Below are 18,019 nucleotides of genomic sequence, written 5' to 3' on the forward strand. Positions count from 1 at the left end.
TCTTACTTTTTGTTGCCTAGGTAGATGTAGTTAAGAGGGGAGCTGGATGCAGAAGCTTTGCTGAACATTGATTTAGCTCATTAGACCTGAAGATTAACGCTACGAACAAAAAGCTTTGGATTCAAACAATTCATATTTAAAGAGCAACAGATTCTATGTTCGAAATAAAGTATTTTTAAGCTAAATTGATAGATAGTGAGTTTTATTTTGAATAAAACTGGTATGTGCTTTGCTTTGAAATTGTAATAGTGTTTAAATTTACTTGTATTTTGATCTATCGAGTGCTGTAATTTTTATTGTAACTCGATAATTCGTCTATCATTTTTGTAAAATATTTTGGAAGTTAGTTAATGCGATTATGCCTTAAAGTCCTTATTGTTCTTATAGTTACTAGTATTTTTACTGGTCAAACTTTTGCTAAATCTGAGTCAAAATTAAGAGGCCCTAAAGGCGTTGACTATGGCGAAATTGGGGTTCAGTACGGCCCAACGTCTGAAAAAGATACAATTTGGAAACTAGCCAATAAGTTCCGCTTTAAAAATGACGTTACCGTCAACCAAGTAATGATCGCTATTTTAAGAAAAAACCCTAGAGCCTTTGAGTTTGAAAATTTGAATGGCCTTTACGATGGCGTATTTCTTGATATCCCAAGCCATCGTGAAGTAAAAGCTATCGATCCTAATTATGCAAAACGCAGAGTTGATGCTGATAGTGAACTTTGGGCGGCAAGAATGAACGGTACATTTACCGCAGGCCAACAAGAAAGACTATTGAGTCCAATAGAAGACGCTAAACAGCAAGATTTAAAACAGGCTAAAGACGAATTATCCGAAAAAATTAAAGAAGCCAGTGTTGAGCAAGCGGTAAAGTTTGATAATTTACAGCAAAAATTCTCAACCTCAGTAAAAACAATTGAAAACGTTTTAGAAGAAAGCCAAACCAATCAAGACAAGTTAACCGTACTAGGTGACAAGATAGGTTTGTTAGAGCAAGACCTAAGTGCAGAAATAGAACACAGACAATTATTAACTGACCAGTTAAATAAAATTATTAATATGACACAAACTCAACTTGAAATGGCCCAAGCAAGAGAGTTTGAAGATAGTCAATCTTTAGGTAACCAACTCGCTAATTTCTTCAAGACAACCTTAGGCATGATAATGCTATCAGTAATACCTGCATTATTAGTTTTATTTGGTGCCATGTATTACTTACGTAAGAAAGATGAGAAGAAAAATGCAGACAGTGAATTATTAGATCAGCCATCAATACTTAATCAAGACTTCTCATCTTCACCGAGTACAGATGATTACTCGACAGACTCAATGGGGGATTTAAATGATGCCTTGTCTGATTTAGATATGAGTGACTCGTTAGATGACTCAATTGAATTAGATGATGATCTTGATTTACTAGACGACTCTTTTGAAGATGACGATTTATTATCAGCTGACGATGACGATGTTTTGTTGGACGATGATTTAAATAGTGAGGGCCTGGCTGAGAGTGATTTAGACGAATTGTTAAGTGAAGATCTCATTCCAGATGAAAGTACAGGTGACGAAGACGGTTTCGATGTTGATAATGTACTAGATGCGGGTGATATCGAAGAACTCTTAGATGAGGATGATGTTTCTGAATCTGATGGAGACGACGTTGACGAAATTGAAATAGATGAAACTGAAATTGATGAAGATGAAGTTTTAGACACTAGCGTAGATGATGTTGATGCGATCATGGATGAACTTGGCATCAATACAAATGACGATGATGAATTAGATTTTGATGAAGACGAAGATGAATTTGATATAGATAATGTATTGGATGAAGAACTTTCTGAAACAGATGACGAATTTGATATAGATAATGTATTGGATGAAGAGCTTCCTGAAACAGAAGACGAATTTGATATAGATAATGTATTAGATGAAGAAGCCTCTGAAGCTGATGTTGATGATATATCAGCCGAGATTGATCCTGATGACTTAATCGAAGAAGACGATGAATTTGATATAGACAATTTACTCGACGAGGAATTGTCAGAAGATGACATTGAATTAGCTGGATCAGACGAAGATGCTGGATCAGACGAAGACGCTAGCTCAGACGAAGACGCTGGCTCAGACGAAGATGCTAGCTCAGACGAAGACGCTGGATCAGACGAAGATGCTGGATCAGACGAAGATGCTGGATCAGACGAAGACGCTGGCTCAGACGAAGACGCTAGCTCAGACGAAGACGCTGGCTCAGACGAAGACGCTGGCTCAGACGAAGACGCTGGATCAGACGAAGACGCTGGATCAGACGAAGACATTGAAGGTAATGTTGAGTCTGCAGCGGTAGATTTAAATGAATCTGAGCAAGAGAGTGACTTGCCTGAGCAAGATCTTGAAGCAAGTTTAGAGCTGGATTCATACCCAGAATTAAACTTGGATGAGGCTGAAGAAACTGAATTAGATACTGAAGTTGAGGATGAACAACTTGACTCTGAATTAGATGAACTAGATCTAGACGAGTTGGATTCTAATTCTGAATTTGACGAAGATGAAGATAATGAAATTTCAATTGATGACTTGGGTGATGAGTTAGATACAGACGTTAGTTCTGATATAGAAACTGATGATGACAAAAGAGCATTGGAAGATGTTTACCCAGATTTAGAGCTAGGTGGATCTGAATTGGATGACGAGCTCGTATCAAACGATGCTGATAATGTTGTTATTGATGAGCTTGGTGATGATTTAAGTGTTGGTACAGATGAAATTAATAGTGAAGACCCTGAGCTAGAACAAGACGAAACCAATGAAGATTCGGCAGAGATGGATATTAATTCTCTGGTAAGTGAATCAGATGAATCAGCGGAAGAACTATTAACCGATGAAGACTTAATAAGTAATAGTTTTGATGAAACAGACATTAATGATTTATTAGAAGATGATAATAATACCGTAGAAACTGACAACGAGTTAGAGCCAGAGGTTGAACTTGAGCCAGAGGTTGAACTTGAGCCAGACGTTGAACTTGACGTAAAAAATGACGTTGAAGCTGAACTTGATGTGGAATCTGATGACGATATTGAATTTGATGCAGACCCAGAAACTGAGCTTGACCCTGATGTTGAGCCAAGTGATGAAGAAATTGATATTGATGAATTAGAGAACTCGGATTTTGATCAATTATTATCAGAGTTATCGGAAACTGAGGAAGAGTCAGCCAATAGCAGTGAAGAAGAAAATGTTGAGCTTGATAATTCAGATGTTGACTCAGAACAAAACAATGATGATATAGCAGATGTTAATGCTCAAAAAGATTATGTCAAAGTTGATACGTTAATGAATGAACTTGATGATCTTGATGAACCTGACATTTCTGATGATTTAGATGTTGATGTAGGTCTAGATGATTTTGATGAGCTTGATGATGAACGTGGTTCTGTAGACGTTGATAAAGACTTAGGTGGCTATGGTTCTAACCTTGATATTATCAGAACTTATATTGATATGGACGATGAAGAAAGTGCTCGTACGGCTATTTCAGAGATACTAGAAGGTGATAATGAGCAAGCTAAAATGGAAGCGCAAGAATTATTAAAAGAGTTAGATAAAGAATAAAGCTTTGTTTAACTCAGTTAGTTTTTTATAATCAATGATTATTTAAAAATAATAGATTAGTTTTATGCGAATAGCACTAGGTGTGGAATACGACGGAGCCCAATTTTATGGTTGGCAACGTCAGCGGGATGTTACTACCGTTCAAGAAGAGTTAGAAAAGGCGCTTTCAAAAATAGCCAATCATCCAGTATCTGTATTTTGTGCAGGTCGCACTGACGCAGGTGTTCATGGAACAGGCCAAGTTGTTCATTTTGATACTGACTCAATCAGAGCCGATCGAGGATGGACTTTAGGTGTTAATACAATCTTACCAGATTCTGTCGCTGTTACATGGGTGAAACATGTCCCAGACGACTTTCATGCTCGTTTTTCGGCAACAGCCAGACGATACCGTTTTATAATCAGCAATTCTAAATTAAGGCCGGCGATACTTAATACCGGTTTAAGCCATTATTATTGTGATTTAGATGTAGATAAAATGCATCAAGCTGCACAATGTTTAATTGGGCAAAACGATTTTAGTTCTTTTAGGGCAGCTCATTGCCAAGCTAATACACCAAATAGGTTTATGCATTTTATAAATGTTCATCGCTTTAATCACTTTATCGTTATAGATATTCAAGCAAATGCATTTTTACATCATATGGTTCGTAATATTGCAGGCAGTTTAATTGCCATAGGTCGTGGTGATAAACCAATAGAATGGATGGCAGAGTTATTAGCTAAAAAAGATAGAACTTTAGCTGGGGAAACGGCTAAACCAAATGGACTTTATTTGGTAAAAGTTGATTATCCAGAAGAATTTGGCTTACCAAATCAACACCTTGGTCCTTTGTTTATCCCTGATTAAGTAGTCTTTGCCACTAATAAGACCAGTTTATTGATTTTTTTATTGTTACATTGTGGTTTAATAGCGTTAATTCTCATGCTTAGTACACATTTTATGTCTAAGTTTTTTTGATTTTTTTTAGGGTAGTAACGACATGAGTTGGATAGAAAAAATTCTTCCAAAAACAAATACATCGACCAAACGTAATATTCCAGAAGGCGTTTGGACTAAATGTACTAGCTGTGAATCTATTTTGTATAAAATTGATTTAGAAAAAGAACAAGGCGTTTGTCCTAAATGTGATCATCACATGCGTTTGTCCGGACGTAAACGTCTCGATTTATTTTTAGATACTGGCGAAAAAATAGAAATAGCAGCTGATTTAGAACCACAAGACGTATTAAAGTTTAAAGATACCAAACGTTATAAAGACCGGATTGTTGCTGCACAAAAACAAACTAATGAAAAAGATGCAATGATAGTAATGAAAGGACGTGTTAAAGGCATTCCTTGTGTTGCAGCTGCATTTGAATTTTCATTTATGGGTGGCTCAATGGCTACCGTTGTTGGTGAAAAGTTTGTTCAAGCGGTGAACGTTTGTATTAAAGAAAATATACCGTTTATTTGTTTCTCGGCCTCTGGCGGCGCTCGTATGCAAGAAGCATTATTCTCATTAATGCAAATGGCAAAAACCAGTGCGGCATTAGCTAAGTTAAGCGAAAAAGGTCTTCCGTTTATTTCGGTATTAACTGACCCAACTATGGGCGGTGTGTCAGCCAGTTTAGCTATGTTAGGCGATATTAATATTGGTGAGCCAAAAGCCTTAATCGGTTTTGCTGGTCCTCGTGTTATTGAGCAGACTGTACGTGAAAAACTACCTGAAGGTTTCCAACGTAGTGAGTTTTTAATAGAACACGGTGCGATAGATATGATTGTAGATCGCAGAGAAATGCGAAATACAGTGGCGCGTTTATTTGCAAAAATGTGTAAACTACCATCATTGGAAAAAGAACACAGAACTGTATAAATGTCAGAACAATGTATTTTTAAAAGCCAATCTCTTTCAGATTGGCTTTTTTATTTGGAATCCCAACACAATAAAGAAATAGATCTTGGCTTAGAGCGAGTCTTAACTGTGGCTGAAAATGCTAGCGTGAAGGACTTACATGCAGGCAAGGTGGTATTAGTTGCCGGAACTAATGGTAAAGGCACAACTATCCGCTTTATGGAACAGTATCTGTTAGGCTTAGGCAAAACGGTAGGTGTTTACAGCTCTCCCCACATGTTCGAGTATAACGAACGTGTTCGTATAAATGGCAGCTCTGCATCAGATCAAGATTTAATCGACTCATTTTCTTTTATTGAACAACACCGTAAAGGGACAAGTTTAAGTTATTTTGAGTTTGGTACATTAGCTGGTTTTAAATTATTGCAGAGTAAGCAACTCGATTATGTATTAGTAGAAGTTGGCTTAGGTGGTCGTTTAGACGCTACTAATATTTTAGAACATGACGTCTCTGTGGTGACCTCAATTGGCTTGGATCATATCGATTGGCTTGGGGATACCATTGAAAAAATAGGGTTTGAAAAAGCGGGTGTTTTTCGCAAAGACAAGCCAGCAGTCGTTGGTGAGCCTAAGCATATAGAGTCTATTGCTCAGCAAGCTAAAAATCATCAGGTGTCTGAGTTTGTGCAATTTGGCCAAGATTATTCATTTGAGCTAAATACGTCATTATTAGAAAATACGTGGGATTTTGTTTATGATGATATCCGATTCAATAAATTACCTAATGTTTTGATCCCAAAACAAAATATTTGTACTTCTTTAGTTACCTTAATAAAATTAGGTGTTACTTTAGAACAAGGTAATATTGAACAAACGTTATCGCAATTGTCTTTACCTGGTCGAATGCAAATAGTTTCCACAGAACCATTGCAAATGGTTGACGTTGCACATAATCCACATGCAGTGGAGTATTTGCGTTCTATGGTATTGGCTGACAATCAATTAAAGTCAGTATCCAGCGTGACTGCGGTTATCGCCATGATGAAAGATAAAGACATTAAACAAACACTATCGTTAATGATTGATGTTGTTGATGAGTGGGTTCTCGGCGACTTAGTCGGTAATCCCAGAGCAGCAAAAAAAGAAGACATTTCTGAGATCCTAAAGAGTTTGGGACAAAATAATGTCACTATGTTACCTAGCGTAAAACTTGCTTGGCTGTATGCCAATGAAAATCAAAACAAAGATAGTCTTTTACTTGGCTTCGGATCGTTCTACACTGTCGCCGAGATTCTAAATAAGGAAGAGGATTAGTATGACGAATTTAATTAAACAACGTATTGTTGGTTTGTTACTGGTGTTAATCGCCGGTATTGTGTTTTTACCGGACTTATTGGACGGGGAAAAACAACAAACAAAAGAAGAGTTTAAAAAAATTCCAATTCGTCCTGAAGTTGAAGAGTCTCCAATTGTTAGTGACTTCCCGACGGAAGAAGTATTAAACGCAATAAAAAAAGCACCTCAAGTTATTGAAATTAAAGCTGATGATGAAACAGAGAAAGATGTTGCTGACGCTAAATCGATAGAATCCAAACCGGTAGAAGATAAAAAAACTAAAACGGTAGTGACTAAAGTTGTCCCAGTAAAACCTATTATTGAAGTTAAGCCTGTAAAAGCTGACTTTAAAAAAGATGCATGGATATTACAGTTAGGTAGCTTTAAGCATAAAGGCAATGTAGACGCTCTAGAAAAACGTTTAAAGAAAGCTGGCTTTAAAGTGTTTATTAGACCGATAGAAACTAAGTCAGGTATATTGTCTAAAGTTTTTGTAGGACCTGAGTTAGAGCGTAAAGATTTGGAAGAAGCACAAAAGACTTTAAAAGAGTTAACCGGATTAAACGGTACAATAACAAAATTTGTTCCTATAAATTAGTAGTCTCTTGTTACTTAGTCTGTTAGAATTTGCGCCGAATTTTAGCCACCATTTTATAAGTTTATAAGTCAATATGGTTTGGATTGATTACGCTATTTTAGCAATCATAGTAATATCTGCGCTGGTGAGTTTAACCCGTGGATTCATAAAAGAGGCTGTGTCTCTTGCTATATGGATCACTGGTTTTTTTATTGCCAGCCGATTTTACGCCGACCTCGCAATTTACCTCACCGGTATAGAAAAAGACTTATTAAGAAATGGCGCCGCCATCACCATCTTATTTGTTGTCACCTTGATCTTAGGGGCATTCATCAATCACCTTCTTTCCGAAATAGTCCATTACACTGGTTTATCTGGCACTGATAAAATGTTGGGTATGGTTTTTGGCGCATTACGTGGTGTGCTCATTGTAGCAGCAGTATTATTATTTTTAGACACTATGACGCCGTCGAGTAGCGCGTCCTGGTGGGAAGCATCTATTCTCATTCCAGAATTTAGATTCATAGTTGAATGGTTTTTTGAATTATTAAAAGAAAACTCTAGTTTACTTTCTACACAAAATTGATGGAGAGCTGATCATGTGTGGTATCGTCGGTATCGTTGGTAAATCGCCTGTTAATCAAATTATTTATGATGGGTTAACTGTTTTACAACATCGTGGTCAGGATGCCGCGGGAATAGTCACTATAGATGACGGAAAGTTCAGATTACGTAAAGCCAATGGCTTTGTACGTGATGTGTTCCAAGAACGTCATATGCAGCGCCTAGAAGGGAATATGGGAATAGGGCATGTTCGTTACCCTACAGCTGGTAGCTCTAGCTCCGCTGAAGCCCAACCATTCTATGTAAACTCACCTTATGGTATTGCCTTGGCTCACAATGGCAACCTAACCAATGCAAACGAATTAAGAGAAAGTCTTTTTAAAGTTGCTCGTCGTCATATCAATACAACTTCTGATTCTGAGCTACTGTTAAACGTATTAGCACATGAATTATGCGAATCAAAAATTATGGAATTATCGGTATCAGATGTATTTGATGCCGTTACGCGCGTTCATAAGCAAATTCGTGGTGCATACGCTGTTGTATCTGTGATCATCGGTCATGGTTTACTAGCGTTTAGAGATCCAAACGGTATTCGTCCTTTAGTGCTTGGTCAGCGTGAAACTGAGCAAGGCGTTGAATATATGGTTGCTTCAGAAAGTGTGGCGCTGGATATAGACGGCTTTAAATTAGTTAGAGATGTGGCACCTGGTGAAGCGATTTATATTACAGAAGCTGGTGAGTTACACACTCAGCAATGTTTCGAAGGTGCCAAGTGCGTACCTTGTATTTTTGAATACGTTTACTTTGCACGTCCAGACTCAACATTAAACGATATCTCTGTTTATGGCTCACGCGTAAGAATGGGCGAACAGCTTGGCCTTAAAATTAAGCGCGAATGGGCTGACTTAGACATAGATGTTGTCATACCTGTACCAGAAACAAGTTGTGATATCGCACTTGAAATTGCCAATGAGTTAGAACTTCCATACCGTCAAGGTTTTGTAAAAAACCGATATGTTGGTCGTACTTTCATTATGCCAGGACAAGCACAACGTAAAAAATCAGTGCGTCGTAAACTAAATGCCATTGAAGTTGAATTCAAAGGTAAGAATGTGTTGTTAGTTGATGACTCTGTTGTGCGTGGTACAACGTCTGAACAGATAATTCAAATGGCCAGAGATGCAGGTGCTAATAAAGTATACTTCGCCTCAGCTGCGCCAGAGATTCGTTTCCCAAATGTATACGGCATAGATATGCCTTCTGTTAATGAGCTTATTGCCCATGGACGTGAAGTGGATGAAATTGCTGAAATGATTGGCGCAGACGAATTAATATTCCAGTCGTTAGATGACTTAATTGTTGCGGTTAAAGGTGATAACAAAGCATTAACGCAATTTGAAACTTCAGTATTTGATGGCAACTATATAACTAACGATATAGACCAAGCATACTTAGAGTCTCTTGAATCTACTCGTAAAGACAATGCAAACAAATCTAAGTCATTACCATTAGAAACGGGATTAGAATTACATAACGACGAATAATGTCGTATTCCATGTAATTGTTATCTTGCGTTAAATTAGAAAATAAAGAAAAGGCTGTTTTATACAGCCTTTTTTGTTTTTTTAAATTGAAAAAAAATAGCAACTTTCCCACGGTTACTAACCATTAATCACTAAAAAAAGAACACTAAAAAGCCAGTTGTAAAAACTGGCTTGCTATTAATACAATTATTACTGTGTTAGTGAAAACTAACTATGAAACTTTTCACAAGCTTCTAACGTATTCTCTACTAAAGAGGCGACTGTCATTGGCCCAACACCACCTGGAACTGGTGTTATCCAACGAGCGCGGTCTTTTGCCACATCAAATTGTACGTCACCAACTAATTTGCCACTGCTTAAGCGGTTAATACCTACATCAATTACAATTGAATCTTCTTTTATCCAATGACCTGGAATAAATTCAGGCTTTCCAACGGCAACCACTAAGATATCAGCACGTTTTACTTGTTGCTCTAAGTCTTTAGTGAATTTATGACAAACTGTTGTTGTACAACCAGCTAATAACAATTCTAAAGACATAGGGCGGCCAACAATATTGGATGCACCAACAACAACCGCATTCATACCCTTAAGGTTTAATTGGGTGTTATCTAATAAGGTCATAATACCTTTTGGTGTGCATGGGCGTAGAGCTGGCATTCTTTGAGCTAGACGACCAATGTTGTAAGGATGAAAACCATCTACGTCTTTATGCGGATGAATCTGTTCTAATATTTTTTCAGCGTTTAATCCATGAGGTAATGGTAATTGAACCAAAATCCCATCAATTTCTTTATCGTTGTTTAACTCATTAACCAAGTCCAATAACTCTTGTTCAGTTGTGGTGTCTGGTAAATCATAAGAACGAGAAAGAAAACCAACTTCATCACAGGCTTTTTTCTTATTACCCACATAAACTTGAGAGGCAGGATCATGTCCTACTAATACAACGGCAAGACCAGGTGGACGTCTTCCTGCTTGAACTCGTGCGCTAACACCAGTTTTTACTTTATCTCTCACTGTTTGTGCGATGGCTTTGCCATCAATTAATTTTGCCGTCATAAATAACTCATAAATAGATAACCGGGAGTAGGGCAATTGTAACTTCTTTCATAAAAGTTAGCATGACCTTTTTATAGCTAAACAAAGAAAAGCTAAGACAAATTTAGATTTTTAATTAATTTTGTTTAACAAAAAGACAATGATTGAATGTTTTATATTCTTTTGCTGTAAAAAGCAGCAGTCGATAAAAATCTTTAAAAAAAGGTTTGACTGCAAATCGGGATATCCGTATTATGCCGCCCTGTCGAGAGGTAGTAAGTTCTCAAAAACAAAGTCGGTGTTTAGCGCAGCTTGGTAGCGCACTTCGTTTGGGTCGAAGGGGTCGAAGGTTCGAATCCTTCAACACCGACCATTTTGATTTTGAGTATACCCCGTAGGTTATGCGCCCGTAGCTCAGCTGGATAGAGCAACGCCCTTCTAAGGCGTCGGTCGTAGGTTCGAATCCTACCGGGTGCACCATTCCTAACTTGACATGTAAAATGTGGTGATTGTAGCTCAGTTGGTAGAGCCCCGGATTGTGATTCCGGTTGTCGTGGGTTCGAGCCCCATCAGTCACCCCAATCTTTTCTGCGGAAGTGGCGGAATTGGTAGACGCGCTGGATTTAGGTTCCAGTATCGCAAGGTGTGAGAGTTCAAGTCTCTCTTTCCGCACCAGTTTTTTTAAGTATTGTCGGTGTTTAGCGCAGCTTGGTAGCGCACTTCGTTTGGGTCGAAGGGGTCGAAGGTTCGAATCCTTCAACACCGACCATCTTAAAAAAATTATAGAAATATCCCCCCTTTGTAATTCATTTTGTATAAAATTTCATTAAATCTAACTGTTTGCTTATTAATTAAGCCAAAAACAGTTGTTTAACATGTCTTTTTTAAAAAGACATGGCTATAATACGCCGTTATTTTATGAACATGAATTGAGCCGTTAATAATAAATAAATACCCTAGGTATATTTTAGAACTGGCCATAGATTAATTAATTGAGGTAGAAAATGCAGGTTTCTTTAGAAACGACTCAAGGTTTAGAACGCCGTATTACAATTACAGTACCTTCAGAAAAAATTGAAGATGCAGTAAAAAAACGTTTACGTGAAGTAAGTAAAACAACTCGTATCGACGGTTTCCGTAAAGGTAAAGTTCCAGCGTCAGTTGTTGAAAAACGTTTTGGTCAGTCAGTATTCTCTGAAGTTGCACAAGAAGAAATGCAACAGAATTATATTCAGGCAATCATTCAAGAGAAAGTAAACCCAGCGGGTGCACCTTTCTTTGAACCAAAGACGTTAGTTCGCGGTCAAGATTTAGTATTTGTAGCAACGTTTGAAATATTCCCTGAAGTGTCAGTAAACAAAGTTGAAGACATTAAAGTAGAACGTCCAGTTGCTGAAGTAACAGATAAAGATTTAGAAAACATGATGGAAACGTTGCGTAAGCAACAAGCAACTTGGGCTGAAAAGAAAGTTCAAGCTAAAGAAGGCCATCGTGTAAACATTGATTTTGTTGGTAAAATTGATGGCGAGATTTTTGAAGGCGGAAAAGCTGAAGGTTTTGATTTAGAACTTGGCGCGGGTCGTATGATCCCAGGTTTTGAAGACGGATTAATCGGCAAGAAAGCCGCTAAGAAATCTTTCCCAATTAGCGTTACATTCCCAGCTGATTACCATTCAGAAGCATTGAAAGGTAAAGAAGCTGAATTTGAAATCACTATCAATAAAGTTGAAGTTCAAGAGCTTCCTGAATTAAATGACGAATTCGTTGTTAAATTCGGAATAACTGAAGGCGGTGTTGACGCACTTAAAGCTGAAGTTAAAAACAATATGACTCGTGAACTTGGTCAACAGCTTAAAGCTAAAGTTAAAGAGCAAGTGATTAAAGGTTTGTTAGAAGCTAACGAACTTGACGTTCCTAAAGCACTTATCGACCAAGAAGTAACTAATCTTCGTCAACAAGCTATGCAACGTTTTGGCGGTCAAGTTGACCAAGCTAACATGCCAGATCTTCCAGCTGAGTTGTTTGAACAACAAGCTAAAGATCGTGTTCGCACAGGTTTATTATTAGGTGAATTTATTCGCTCTAATGAAATCAAAGCTGACGATGCTAAAGTTAAAGAAATTATTGAAACTCAAGCTTCTGCATATGAAGATCCAACAGAAGTTATTGAACATTATTACAATAATGAGAAATTACTTGAGAATATCCGTAACTTAGCAACAGAAGATCAAGCAATTGAAATGATCATCGAAAAAGCAAAAGTGACTGATAAAACATTAAGCTTTGATGAATTAATGAACCCTCAAGCAGCTTAATATTAAATCCCAATTGACTTAGGGGTTGAAGACAGATTTAATGGCTCGATATATATTATCGAGCCATTTTTGTTTTTAAAGGAAATTAATATGAATAACCACACAAATAATGTGGCAGGCGGAGTGAATACCGACTTATTAAATGCGTTAGTACCTATGGTTGTTGAACAAACAGCAAAAGGTGAGCGTTCGTACGATATTTTTTCACGTCTTTTAAAAGAGCGAGTTATCTTTTTAACTGGGCAAGTTGAAGACCATATGGCCAACTTAATTTGCGCGCAGTTATTATTTTTAGAATCAGAAAACCCTGAAAAAGATATTTCTATTTATATTAATTCACCAGGTGGTTCTGTTACTGCTGGTATGTCAATATATGACACAATGAATTTTATAAAACCAGACATAGCAACGGTATGTATGGGACAAGCGGCTAGCATGGGTGCATTCTTATTATCAGGTGGAACTAAAGGCAAGCGTTCATGCTTACCAAATTCACGTGTGATGATCCATCAACCTTTAGGTGGATTTCAAGGCCAAGCGTCTGATTTTGAAATACATGCTAAAGAAATCCTGTCTATTAAAGAGAAGTTAAATCGATTAATGGCAGATCATACGGGTCAACCATATGAAAAATTATGTGTTGATACAGACCGTGATAACTTCTTAACAGCCGAAATGGCAGTTGAGTATGGTTTAGTAGATTCTATTTTATCTAATAGATAAACTAAATAAGTTACGTTTTTAACCGATACAATATTATATTGATTAAGCTGCCTTAAATTAAGGCTGTTATTTAGCAAAGTGAGGTGACGTTATGTCAGAACCGACAGATAACGACAATAAATTACTGTATTGTTCATTTTGCGGTAAGAGTCAGCATGAAGTAAGAAAACTAATTGCTGGACCTTCTGTTTATGTATGTGATGAATGTGTAGATTTATGCAACGATATTATCCGTGAAGAGATAAAAGATATATCTCCGAAAGATGATGGCTCGTCATTACCAACACCAATGGATATACGTAATCATTTAGATGATTACGTGATTGGTCAGCAGCATGCAAAAAAGGTGCTTTCAGTAGCGGTGTATAACCACTACAAACGCCTTAAAAATATGAATACAGATATGAAAGTCGAATTAGGTAAGAGTAATATCTTACTAATTGGCCCAACTGGTAGTGGTAAAACATTATTGGCTGAAACATTAGCGCGTCTATTAGATGTGCCATTTACTATGGCGGATGCGACCACATTAACCGAAGCTGGTTATGTTGGTGAAGATGTTGAAAATATTATTCAAAAATTACTACAAAAATGCGACTACGATGTAGAGAAAGCGCAACGTGGTATTGTTTACATCGATGAAATTGACAAAATATCTCGTAAGTCAGATAACCCGTCAATCACTCGTGATGTTTCTGGTGAAGGTGTACAACAAGCGTTACTTAAATTAATTGAAGGTACGGTTGCTTCTATTCCTCCTCAAGGTGGACGTAAACACCCACAGCAAGAGTTCTTACAAGTAGATACTTCTAAGATACTGTTTATTTGTGGTGGTGCATTTGCTGGTTTAGACAAAGTTGTTGAAGCTCGTTCAGAAACCGGAACAGCAATTGGTTTTGGCGCGGAAGTTAAATCTTCAGAAAACAAAAAAACCTTGTCTGATCATTTTCAAAATGTAGAGCCAGAAGATTTAGTTAAATACGGTTTAATTCCAGAGTTTATTGGTCGTCTACCAGTTGTAGCGACATTGACGGAATTAGATTTAGATGCATTGGTTCAGATTTTAAGTGAGCCTAAAAATGCATTAACTAAACAATATGGCGCTTTATTTGAATTAGAAGGGGTAGAGTTAGAGTTTAGAGAAGACGCACTTCAGTCTATTGCTAAAAAAGCGATGGACAGAAAAACAGGTGCTCGTGGACTTCGCTCTATCATCGAAGCTGTATTGCTCGATACCATGTTTGAATTGCCATCTTTAGAGAACGTTTCTAAGGTTGTCGTTGATGGTTCAGCAATCGATGGTGAATCTGCTCCAATTTTAATTTATGACAATGCGCAATCAAAAGCCGCACAAGAATAATTAAAATATGATAAAAAAGGAGTCAATAGACTCCTTTTTTGTTTTGAGCAATTGAACTTTACAATACTCTCCCCATATACTTAAAAACAGTGATTAAAAATCTAGAGAATTTAACGATATGACGCAAGACGCAGCAACTTCAAATATCCCCGTTTTAGCCTTAAGGGACGTTGTGGTATATCCGCACATGGTAATTCCACTTTTTGTTGGCCGAGAAAAATCCATTACTTGTTTAGAGCAAGCTATGGAAAAAGATAAAAAAATATTCTTAGTCGCTCAACAAGATCCAACAAACGATGATCCTAAAGTTGAGGACATGTTTAAAGTTGGAACCATTGCGACAATATTGCAGTTGTTGAAATTACCAGATGGCACAGTAAAAGTGTTAGTTGAAGGTACTGAGCGTGCAAAAATTGTTGAATTTACTGAAATTGAAGAATTCTTTGAAGCTAATATTGAAGTTATTAAACCTATCGTTGGCGATGAAAAAGAACAAGAAGTTCTAATTCGTTCTGCCATTAGCCAGTTTGAAGGTTATATCAAATTAAATAAAAAGATCCCACCAGAGGTATTAACCTCAGTAACTGGGATTGATGATGCTGACCGTCTTGCTGATACTATGGCTTCTCATATGCCATTAAAAGTTGAAGAAAAACAAAAAGCATTAGAAATTGAAGACGTTCGTGAACGTGTCGAATATTTAATGGCGCTAATGGAAGGTGAAATTGATTTACTGCAAGTAGAGAAAAAGATCCGTAGCCGCGTTAAAAAACAAATGGAAAAAAGCCAACGTGAATATTATTTGAATGAGCAAATGAAAGCCATTCAAAAAGAGTTGGGTGAAACCGAAGACGGCGTTGACGAATTTGACGCTTTAGAACAAAAAATCGAAGAAGCTGGCATGCCAGAAGAAGCGGAAAATAAAACTAAAGCTGAGCTTAAAAAATTAAAAATGATGTCGACTATGTCATCAGAAGCAACGGTTGTTCGTGGTTATATCGAGTGGATGACCAATGTTCCATGGAAAAAACGTTCAAAAGTTAAGAAAGACTTAGTTAAAGCGCAAGAAGTGTTAGACGCTGATCACTTTGGCTTAGACAAAGTAAAAGAACGTATTACCGAATATTTAGCAGTACAACAGCGTACCAGTAAATTAAAAGGGCCAATTCTTTGTTTAGTTGGACCTCCAGGCGTTGGTAAAACATCATTAGGCCAATCAATCGCAAAAGCGACAGGACGTAAATACGTTCGTATGGCACTTGGTGGCGTTCGTGATGAAGCTGAAATACGCGGTCATCGTAGAACGTATATCGGTTCTATGCCGGGCAAAATAATTCAAAAAATGTCAAAAGTTGGCGTTAAAAATCCACTGTTCTTGTTAGATGAAATAGACAAAATGAGTTCAGATATGCGTGGCGACCCATCGTCAGCATTACTAGAAGTATTAGATCCTGAACAAAACATGGCGTTTAACGACCATTATCTAGAAGTAGATTATGACTTATCAGATATTATGTTTGTGGCAACGTCGAACAGCATGGATATTCCAGGGCCGTTATTAGACCGTATGGAAGTTATTCGCTTAGCGGGTTACACAGAAGACGAAAAATTAAATATTGCTAGCCAACATTTAATTGCCAAGCAAATTGAACGTAATGGTCTTAAAGCGAACGAAATTAAAATTGACGATAGCGCAATTATCGACATTATTCGTTATTACACTCGTGAAGCGGGTGTACGTAACCTTGAACGTGAAATTTCTAAGATTTGTCGTAAAGTGGTTACCGAAATCCTAACTAAGAAAGACGTAACATCTGTTGAAGTTAACGGTAAGAACTTAGCGGATTACTTAGGTGTACGTCGTTGTGATTACGGTAAAGCAGACGAAGACGACAGAGTAGGGCAAGTAACAGGCTTAGCTTGGACTTCAGTTGGTGGAGATTTACTAACAATTGAATGCGCAACGGTTCCAGGTAAAGGCAAACTGGTTTATACCGGCTCTCTTGGTGATGTTATGAAAGAGTCAATTCAAGCGGCAATGACAGTTGTTAAGAGCCGTGCTGAAGGTTTGCGTATTAATTCAGACTTCCATGAAAAACGTGATATTCATATTCACGTTCCAGAAGGTGCAACTCCTAAAGATGGACCAAGTGCTGGTATTGCCATGGTAACGTCTTTAGTGTCGAGCTTAACCGGTAATCCAGTTAAAGCTGATGTTGCAATGACAGGTGAAATCACTTTACGTGGTGAAGTATTAGCCATCGGTGGCTTAAAAGAGAAACTTCTAGCCGCTCATCGTGGTGGAATTAAAACCGTACTTATTCCTCATGAGAATGAACGTGACCTTGAAGAAATTCCAGATAACGTGAAAAAAGACTTAAAAATTATTCCAGTAAAATGGATAGACGACGTGCTAGAAGTTGCGTTGAGTCAGCCTATTGAACGAATATCGACGGAAAATTGTGCATAAATTGAAAAAACTTCATTATTTTTGAAAAAAGGCTTTTCAAAAATATGAACTGTGCTAGTTTATTGGGGCGAAGAGGTTTAGGCATGCCTAACCCCTTTAATTACTAAGGAGTCCGAGGTATTTCAGCTGACGGCAACTTGTCCAATTAAAATGTTTTAATTGGTTAAAATTATTTAATTAAAAAACTATTAGAGGATGACATTGTGAACAAGTCTCAATTAATCGAAAAAATCGCTGAAGGCGCTGACATTTCTAAAGCTTCTGCTGGTCGCGCACTTGACTCTTTCATTGAATCTGTAACAGGTGCTCTTAAAGAAAGTGATTCTGTAGCTTTAGTTGGTTTTGGTACGTTTGCTGTACGTGAGCGCGCTGCTCGCACAGGTCGTAATCCACAAACTGGTGCTTCAATCGAGATTGCAGCTGCGAATGTTCCATCATTTAAAGCTGGTAAAGCTTTAAAAGATGCATGTAATAGCTAAGAACAAACTTATTAAGGAGCGGTAGTTCAGTTGGTTAGAATACCGGCCTGTCACGCCGGGGGTCGCGAGTTCGAGTCTCGTCCGTTCCGCCAATAAATTGTTTGAATTTCTTAAAGCGCATCTAATTTAGATGCGCTTTTTTTATTATTTGTTATACAATAG

The 18,019-nt window shown here is 37.5% G+C and carries 13 protein-coding genes and 6 tRNA genes; 18 read left to right on the forward strand and 1 reads right to left on the reverse strand.

Going from position 1 to position 18,019, the window contains the following annotated elements; genetic code table 11:
• Positions 1 to 350: 350 nt before the first annotated feature.
• The 7 genes from Q0940_RS12690 to purF all read left to right on the forward strand — a co-directional run bounded on the left by Q0940_RS12690 (position 351) and on the right by purF (position 9,469).
• Positions 351 to 3,611 (forward strand): FimV/HubP family polar landmark protein, encoded by a 3,261-nt coding sequence (locus Q0940_RS12690; protein WP_299269092.1) that lies wholly within the window; start codon positions 351 to 353, stop codon positions 3,609 to 3,611.
• A 64-nt stretch (positions 3,612 to 3,675) separates the two neighbouring features.
• On the forward strand, positions 3,676 to 4,461 hold the full coding sequence (truA, locus tag Q0940_RS12695) for a tRNA pseudouridine(38-40) synthase TruA (protein WP_299269094.1): 786 nt from the start codon (positions 3,676 to 3,678) through the stop codon (positions 4,459 to 4,461).
• Positions 4,462 to 4,594: 133 nt separating this feature from the next.
• The gene (gene accD / locus Q0940_RS12700) at positions 4,595 to 5,467 is read left to right on the forward strand and encodes an acetyl-CoA carboxylase, carboxyltransferase subunit beta (RefSeq protein ID WP_299269096.1); all 873 of its coding nucleotides are present in this window, start codon (positions 4,595 to 4,597) and stop codon (positions 5,465 to 5,467) included.
• Positions 5,468 to 6,760 (forward strand): bifunctional tetrahydrofolate synthase/dihydrofolate synthase, encoded by a 1,293-nt coding sequence (gene folC / locus Q0940_RS12705; RefSeq protein WP_299269098.1) that lies wholly within the window; start codon positions 5,468 to 5,470, stop codon positions 6,758 to 6,760.
• Between the two features lies 1 nt (position 6,761).
• Positions 6,762 to 7,379, forward strand: coding sequence for an SPOR domain-containing protein (locus Q0940_RS12710; RefSeq protein ID WP_299269100.1), 618 nt, complete (start codon positions 6,762 to 6,764; stop codon positions 7,377 to 7,379).
• 73 nt (positions 7,380 to 7,452) lie between these two features.
• On the forward strand, positions 7,453 to 7,944 hold the full coding sequence (locus Q0940_RS12715; RefSeq protein ID WP_299269102.1) for a CvpA family protein: 492 nt from the start codon (positions 7,453 to 7,455) through the stop codon (positions 7,942 to 7,944).
• A gap of 13 nt (positions 7,945 to 7,957) precedes the next feature.
• Positions 7,958 to 9,469 (forward strand): amidophosphoribosyltransferase, encoded by a 1,512-nt coding sequence (gene purF, locus Q0940_RS12720; protein ID WP_299269104.1) that lies wholly within the window; start codon positions 7,958 to 7,960, stop codon positions 9,467 to 9,469.
• 207 nt (positions 9,470 to 9,676) lie between these two features.
• Here the strand turns inward: purF and folD are convergent, their stop codons facing one another.
• Positions 9,677 to 10,531: a bifunctional methylenetetrahydrofolate dehydrogenase/methenyltetrahydrofolate cyclohydrolase FolD gene (gene folD / locus Q0940_RS12725; RefSeq protein WP_299269106.1), complete on the reverse strand. Its 855-nt coding sequence runs from the start codon at positions 10,529 to 10,531 to the stop codon at positions 9,677 to 9,679.
• A 275-nt stretch (positions 10,532 to 10,806) separates the two neighbouring features.
• Between folD and Q0940_RS12730 the strand changes: the two genes are divergently transcribed.
• From Q0940_RS12730 to Q0940_RS12780, 11 genes are all read left to right on the forward strand, one after another.
• A tRNA-Pro gene (locus Q0940_RS12730) sits at positions 10,807 to 10,883 on the forward strand.
• A gap of 30 nt (positions 10,884 to 10,913) precedes the next feature.
• Positions 10,914 to 10,990 (forward strand) — tRNA-Arg (locus Q0940_RS12735).
• Positions 10,991 to 11,015: 25 nt separating this feature from the next.
• Positions 11,016 to 11,091 (forward strand) — tRNA-His (locus Q0940_RS12740).
• 9 nt (positions 11,092 to 11,100) lie between these two features.
• Positions 11,101 to 11,185 (forward strand) — tRNA-Leu (locus Q0940_RS12745).
• Positions 11,186 to 11,202: 17 nt separating this feature from the next.
• A tRNA-Pro gene (locus Q0940_RS12750) sits at positions 11,203 to 11,279 on the forward strand.
• A gap of 235 nt (positions 11,280 to 11,514) precedes the next feature.
• Positions 11,515 to 12,825, forward strand: coding sequence for a trigger factor (gene tig / locus Q0940_RS12755; RefSeq protein WP_299269108.1), 1,311 nt, complete (start codon positions 11,515 to 11,517; stop codon positions 12,823 to 12,825).
• A 90-nt stretch (positions 12,826 to 12,915) separates the two neighbouring features.
• Positions 12,916 to 13,548, forward strand: a complete 633-nt coding sequence (gene clpP, locus Q0940_RS12760) for an ATP-dependent Clp endopeptidase proteolytic subunit ClpP (RefSeq protein ID WP_299269110.1) — start codon at positions 12,916 to 12,918, stop codon at positions 13,546 to 13,548.
• A gap of 91 nt (positions 13,549 to 13,639) precedes the next feature.
• The gene (gene clpX, locus Q0940_RS12765; RefSeq protein WP_299269112.1) at positions 13,640 to 14,908 is read left to right on the forward strand and encodes an ATP-dependent protease ATP-binding subunit ClpX; all 1,269 of its coding nucleotides are present in this window, start codon (positions 13,640 to 13,642) and stop codon (positions 14,906 to 14,908) included.
• A 118-nt stretch (positions 14,909 to 15,026) separates the two neighbouring features.
• Positions 15,027 to 17,378 (forward strand): endopeptidase La, encoded by a 2,352-nt coding sequence (gene lon / locus Q0940_RS12770; RefSeq protein WP_299269113.1) that lies wholly within the window; start codon positions 15,027 to 15,029, stop codon positions 17,376 to 17,378.
• 203 nt (positions 17,379 to 17,581) lie between these two features.
• Entirely contained in the window at positions 17,582 to 17,857 is a 276-nt protein-coding gene (gene hupB, locus Q0940_RS12775) for a nucleoid-associated protein HU-beta (protein WP_105052377.1), read from the forward strand.
• A gap of 15 nt (positions 17,858 to 17,872) precedes the next feature.
• Positions 17,873 to 17,949: transfer RNA gene (locus Q0940_RS12780), tRNA-Asp, on the forward strand.
• Positions 17,950 to 18,019 lie beyond the last annotated feature (70 nt).

Source organism: uncultured Psychrosphaera sp. (assembly GCF_947500655.1).
In the GTDB taxonomy this organism is placed as follows: domain Bacteria; phylum Pseudomonadota; class Gammaproteobacteria; order Enterobacterales; family Alteromonadaceae; genus Psychrosphaera.

Bases quoted from the DNA above. Each gene is read 5' to 3' on its own strand.
- Q0940_RS12690 (WP_299269092.1), top strand. From the start codon at position 351: ATGCGATTATGCCTTAAAGTCCTTATTGTTCTTATAGTTACTAGTATT.
- truA (WP_299269094.1), top strand. From the start codon at position 3,676: ATGCGAATAGCACTAGGTGTGGAATACGACGGAGCCCAATTTTATGGT.
- accD (WP_299269096.1), top strand. From the start codon at position 4,595: ATGAGTTGGATAGAAAAAATTCTTCCAAAAACAAATACATCGACCAAA.
- folC (WP_299269098.1), top strand. From the start codon at position 5,468: ATGTCAGAACAATGTATTTTTAAAAGCCAATCTCTTTCAGATTGGCTT.
- Q0940_RS12710 (WP_299269100.1), top strand. From the start codon at position 6,762: ATGACGAATTTAATTAAACAACGTATTGTTGGTTTGTTACTGGTGTTA.
- Q0940_RS12715 (WP_299269102.1), top strand. From the start codon at position 7,453: ATGGTTTGGATTGATTACGCTATTTTAGCAATCATAGTAATATCTGCG.
- purF (WP_299269104.1), top strand. From the start codon at position 7,958: ATGTGTGGTATCGTCGGTATCGTTGGTAAATCGCCTGTTAATCAAATT.
- folD (WP_299269106.1), bottom strand. From the start codon at position 10,531: ATGACGGCAAAATTAATTGATGGCAAAGCCATCGCACAAACAGTGAGA.
- tig (WP_299269108.1), top strand. From the start codon at position 11,515: ATGCAGGTTTCTTTAGAAACGACTCAAGGTTTAGAACGCCGTATTACA.
- clpP (WP_299269110.1), top strand. From the start codon at position 12,916: ATGAATAACCACACAAATAATGTGGCAGGCGGAGTGAATACCGACTTA.
- clpX (WP_299269112.1), top strand. From the start codon at position 13,640: ATGTCAGAACCGACAGATAACGACAATAAATTACTGTATTGTTCATTT.
- lon (WP_299269113.1), top strand. From the start codon at position 15,027: ATGACGCAAGACGCAGCAACTTCAAATATCCCCGTTTTAGCCTTAAGG.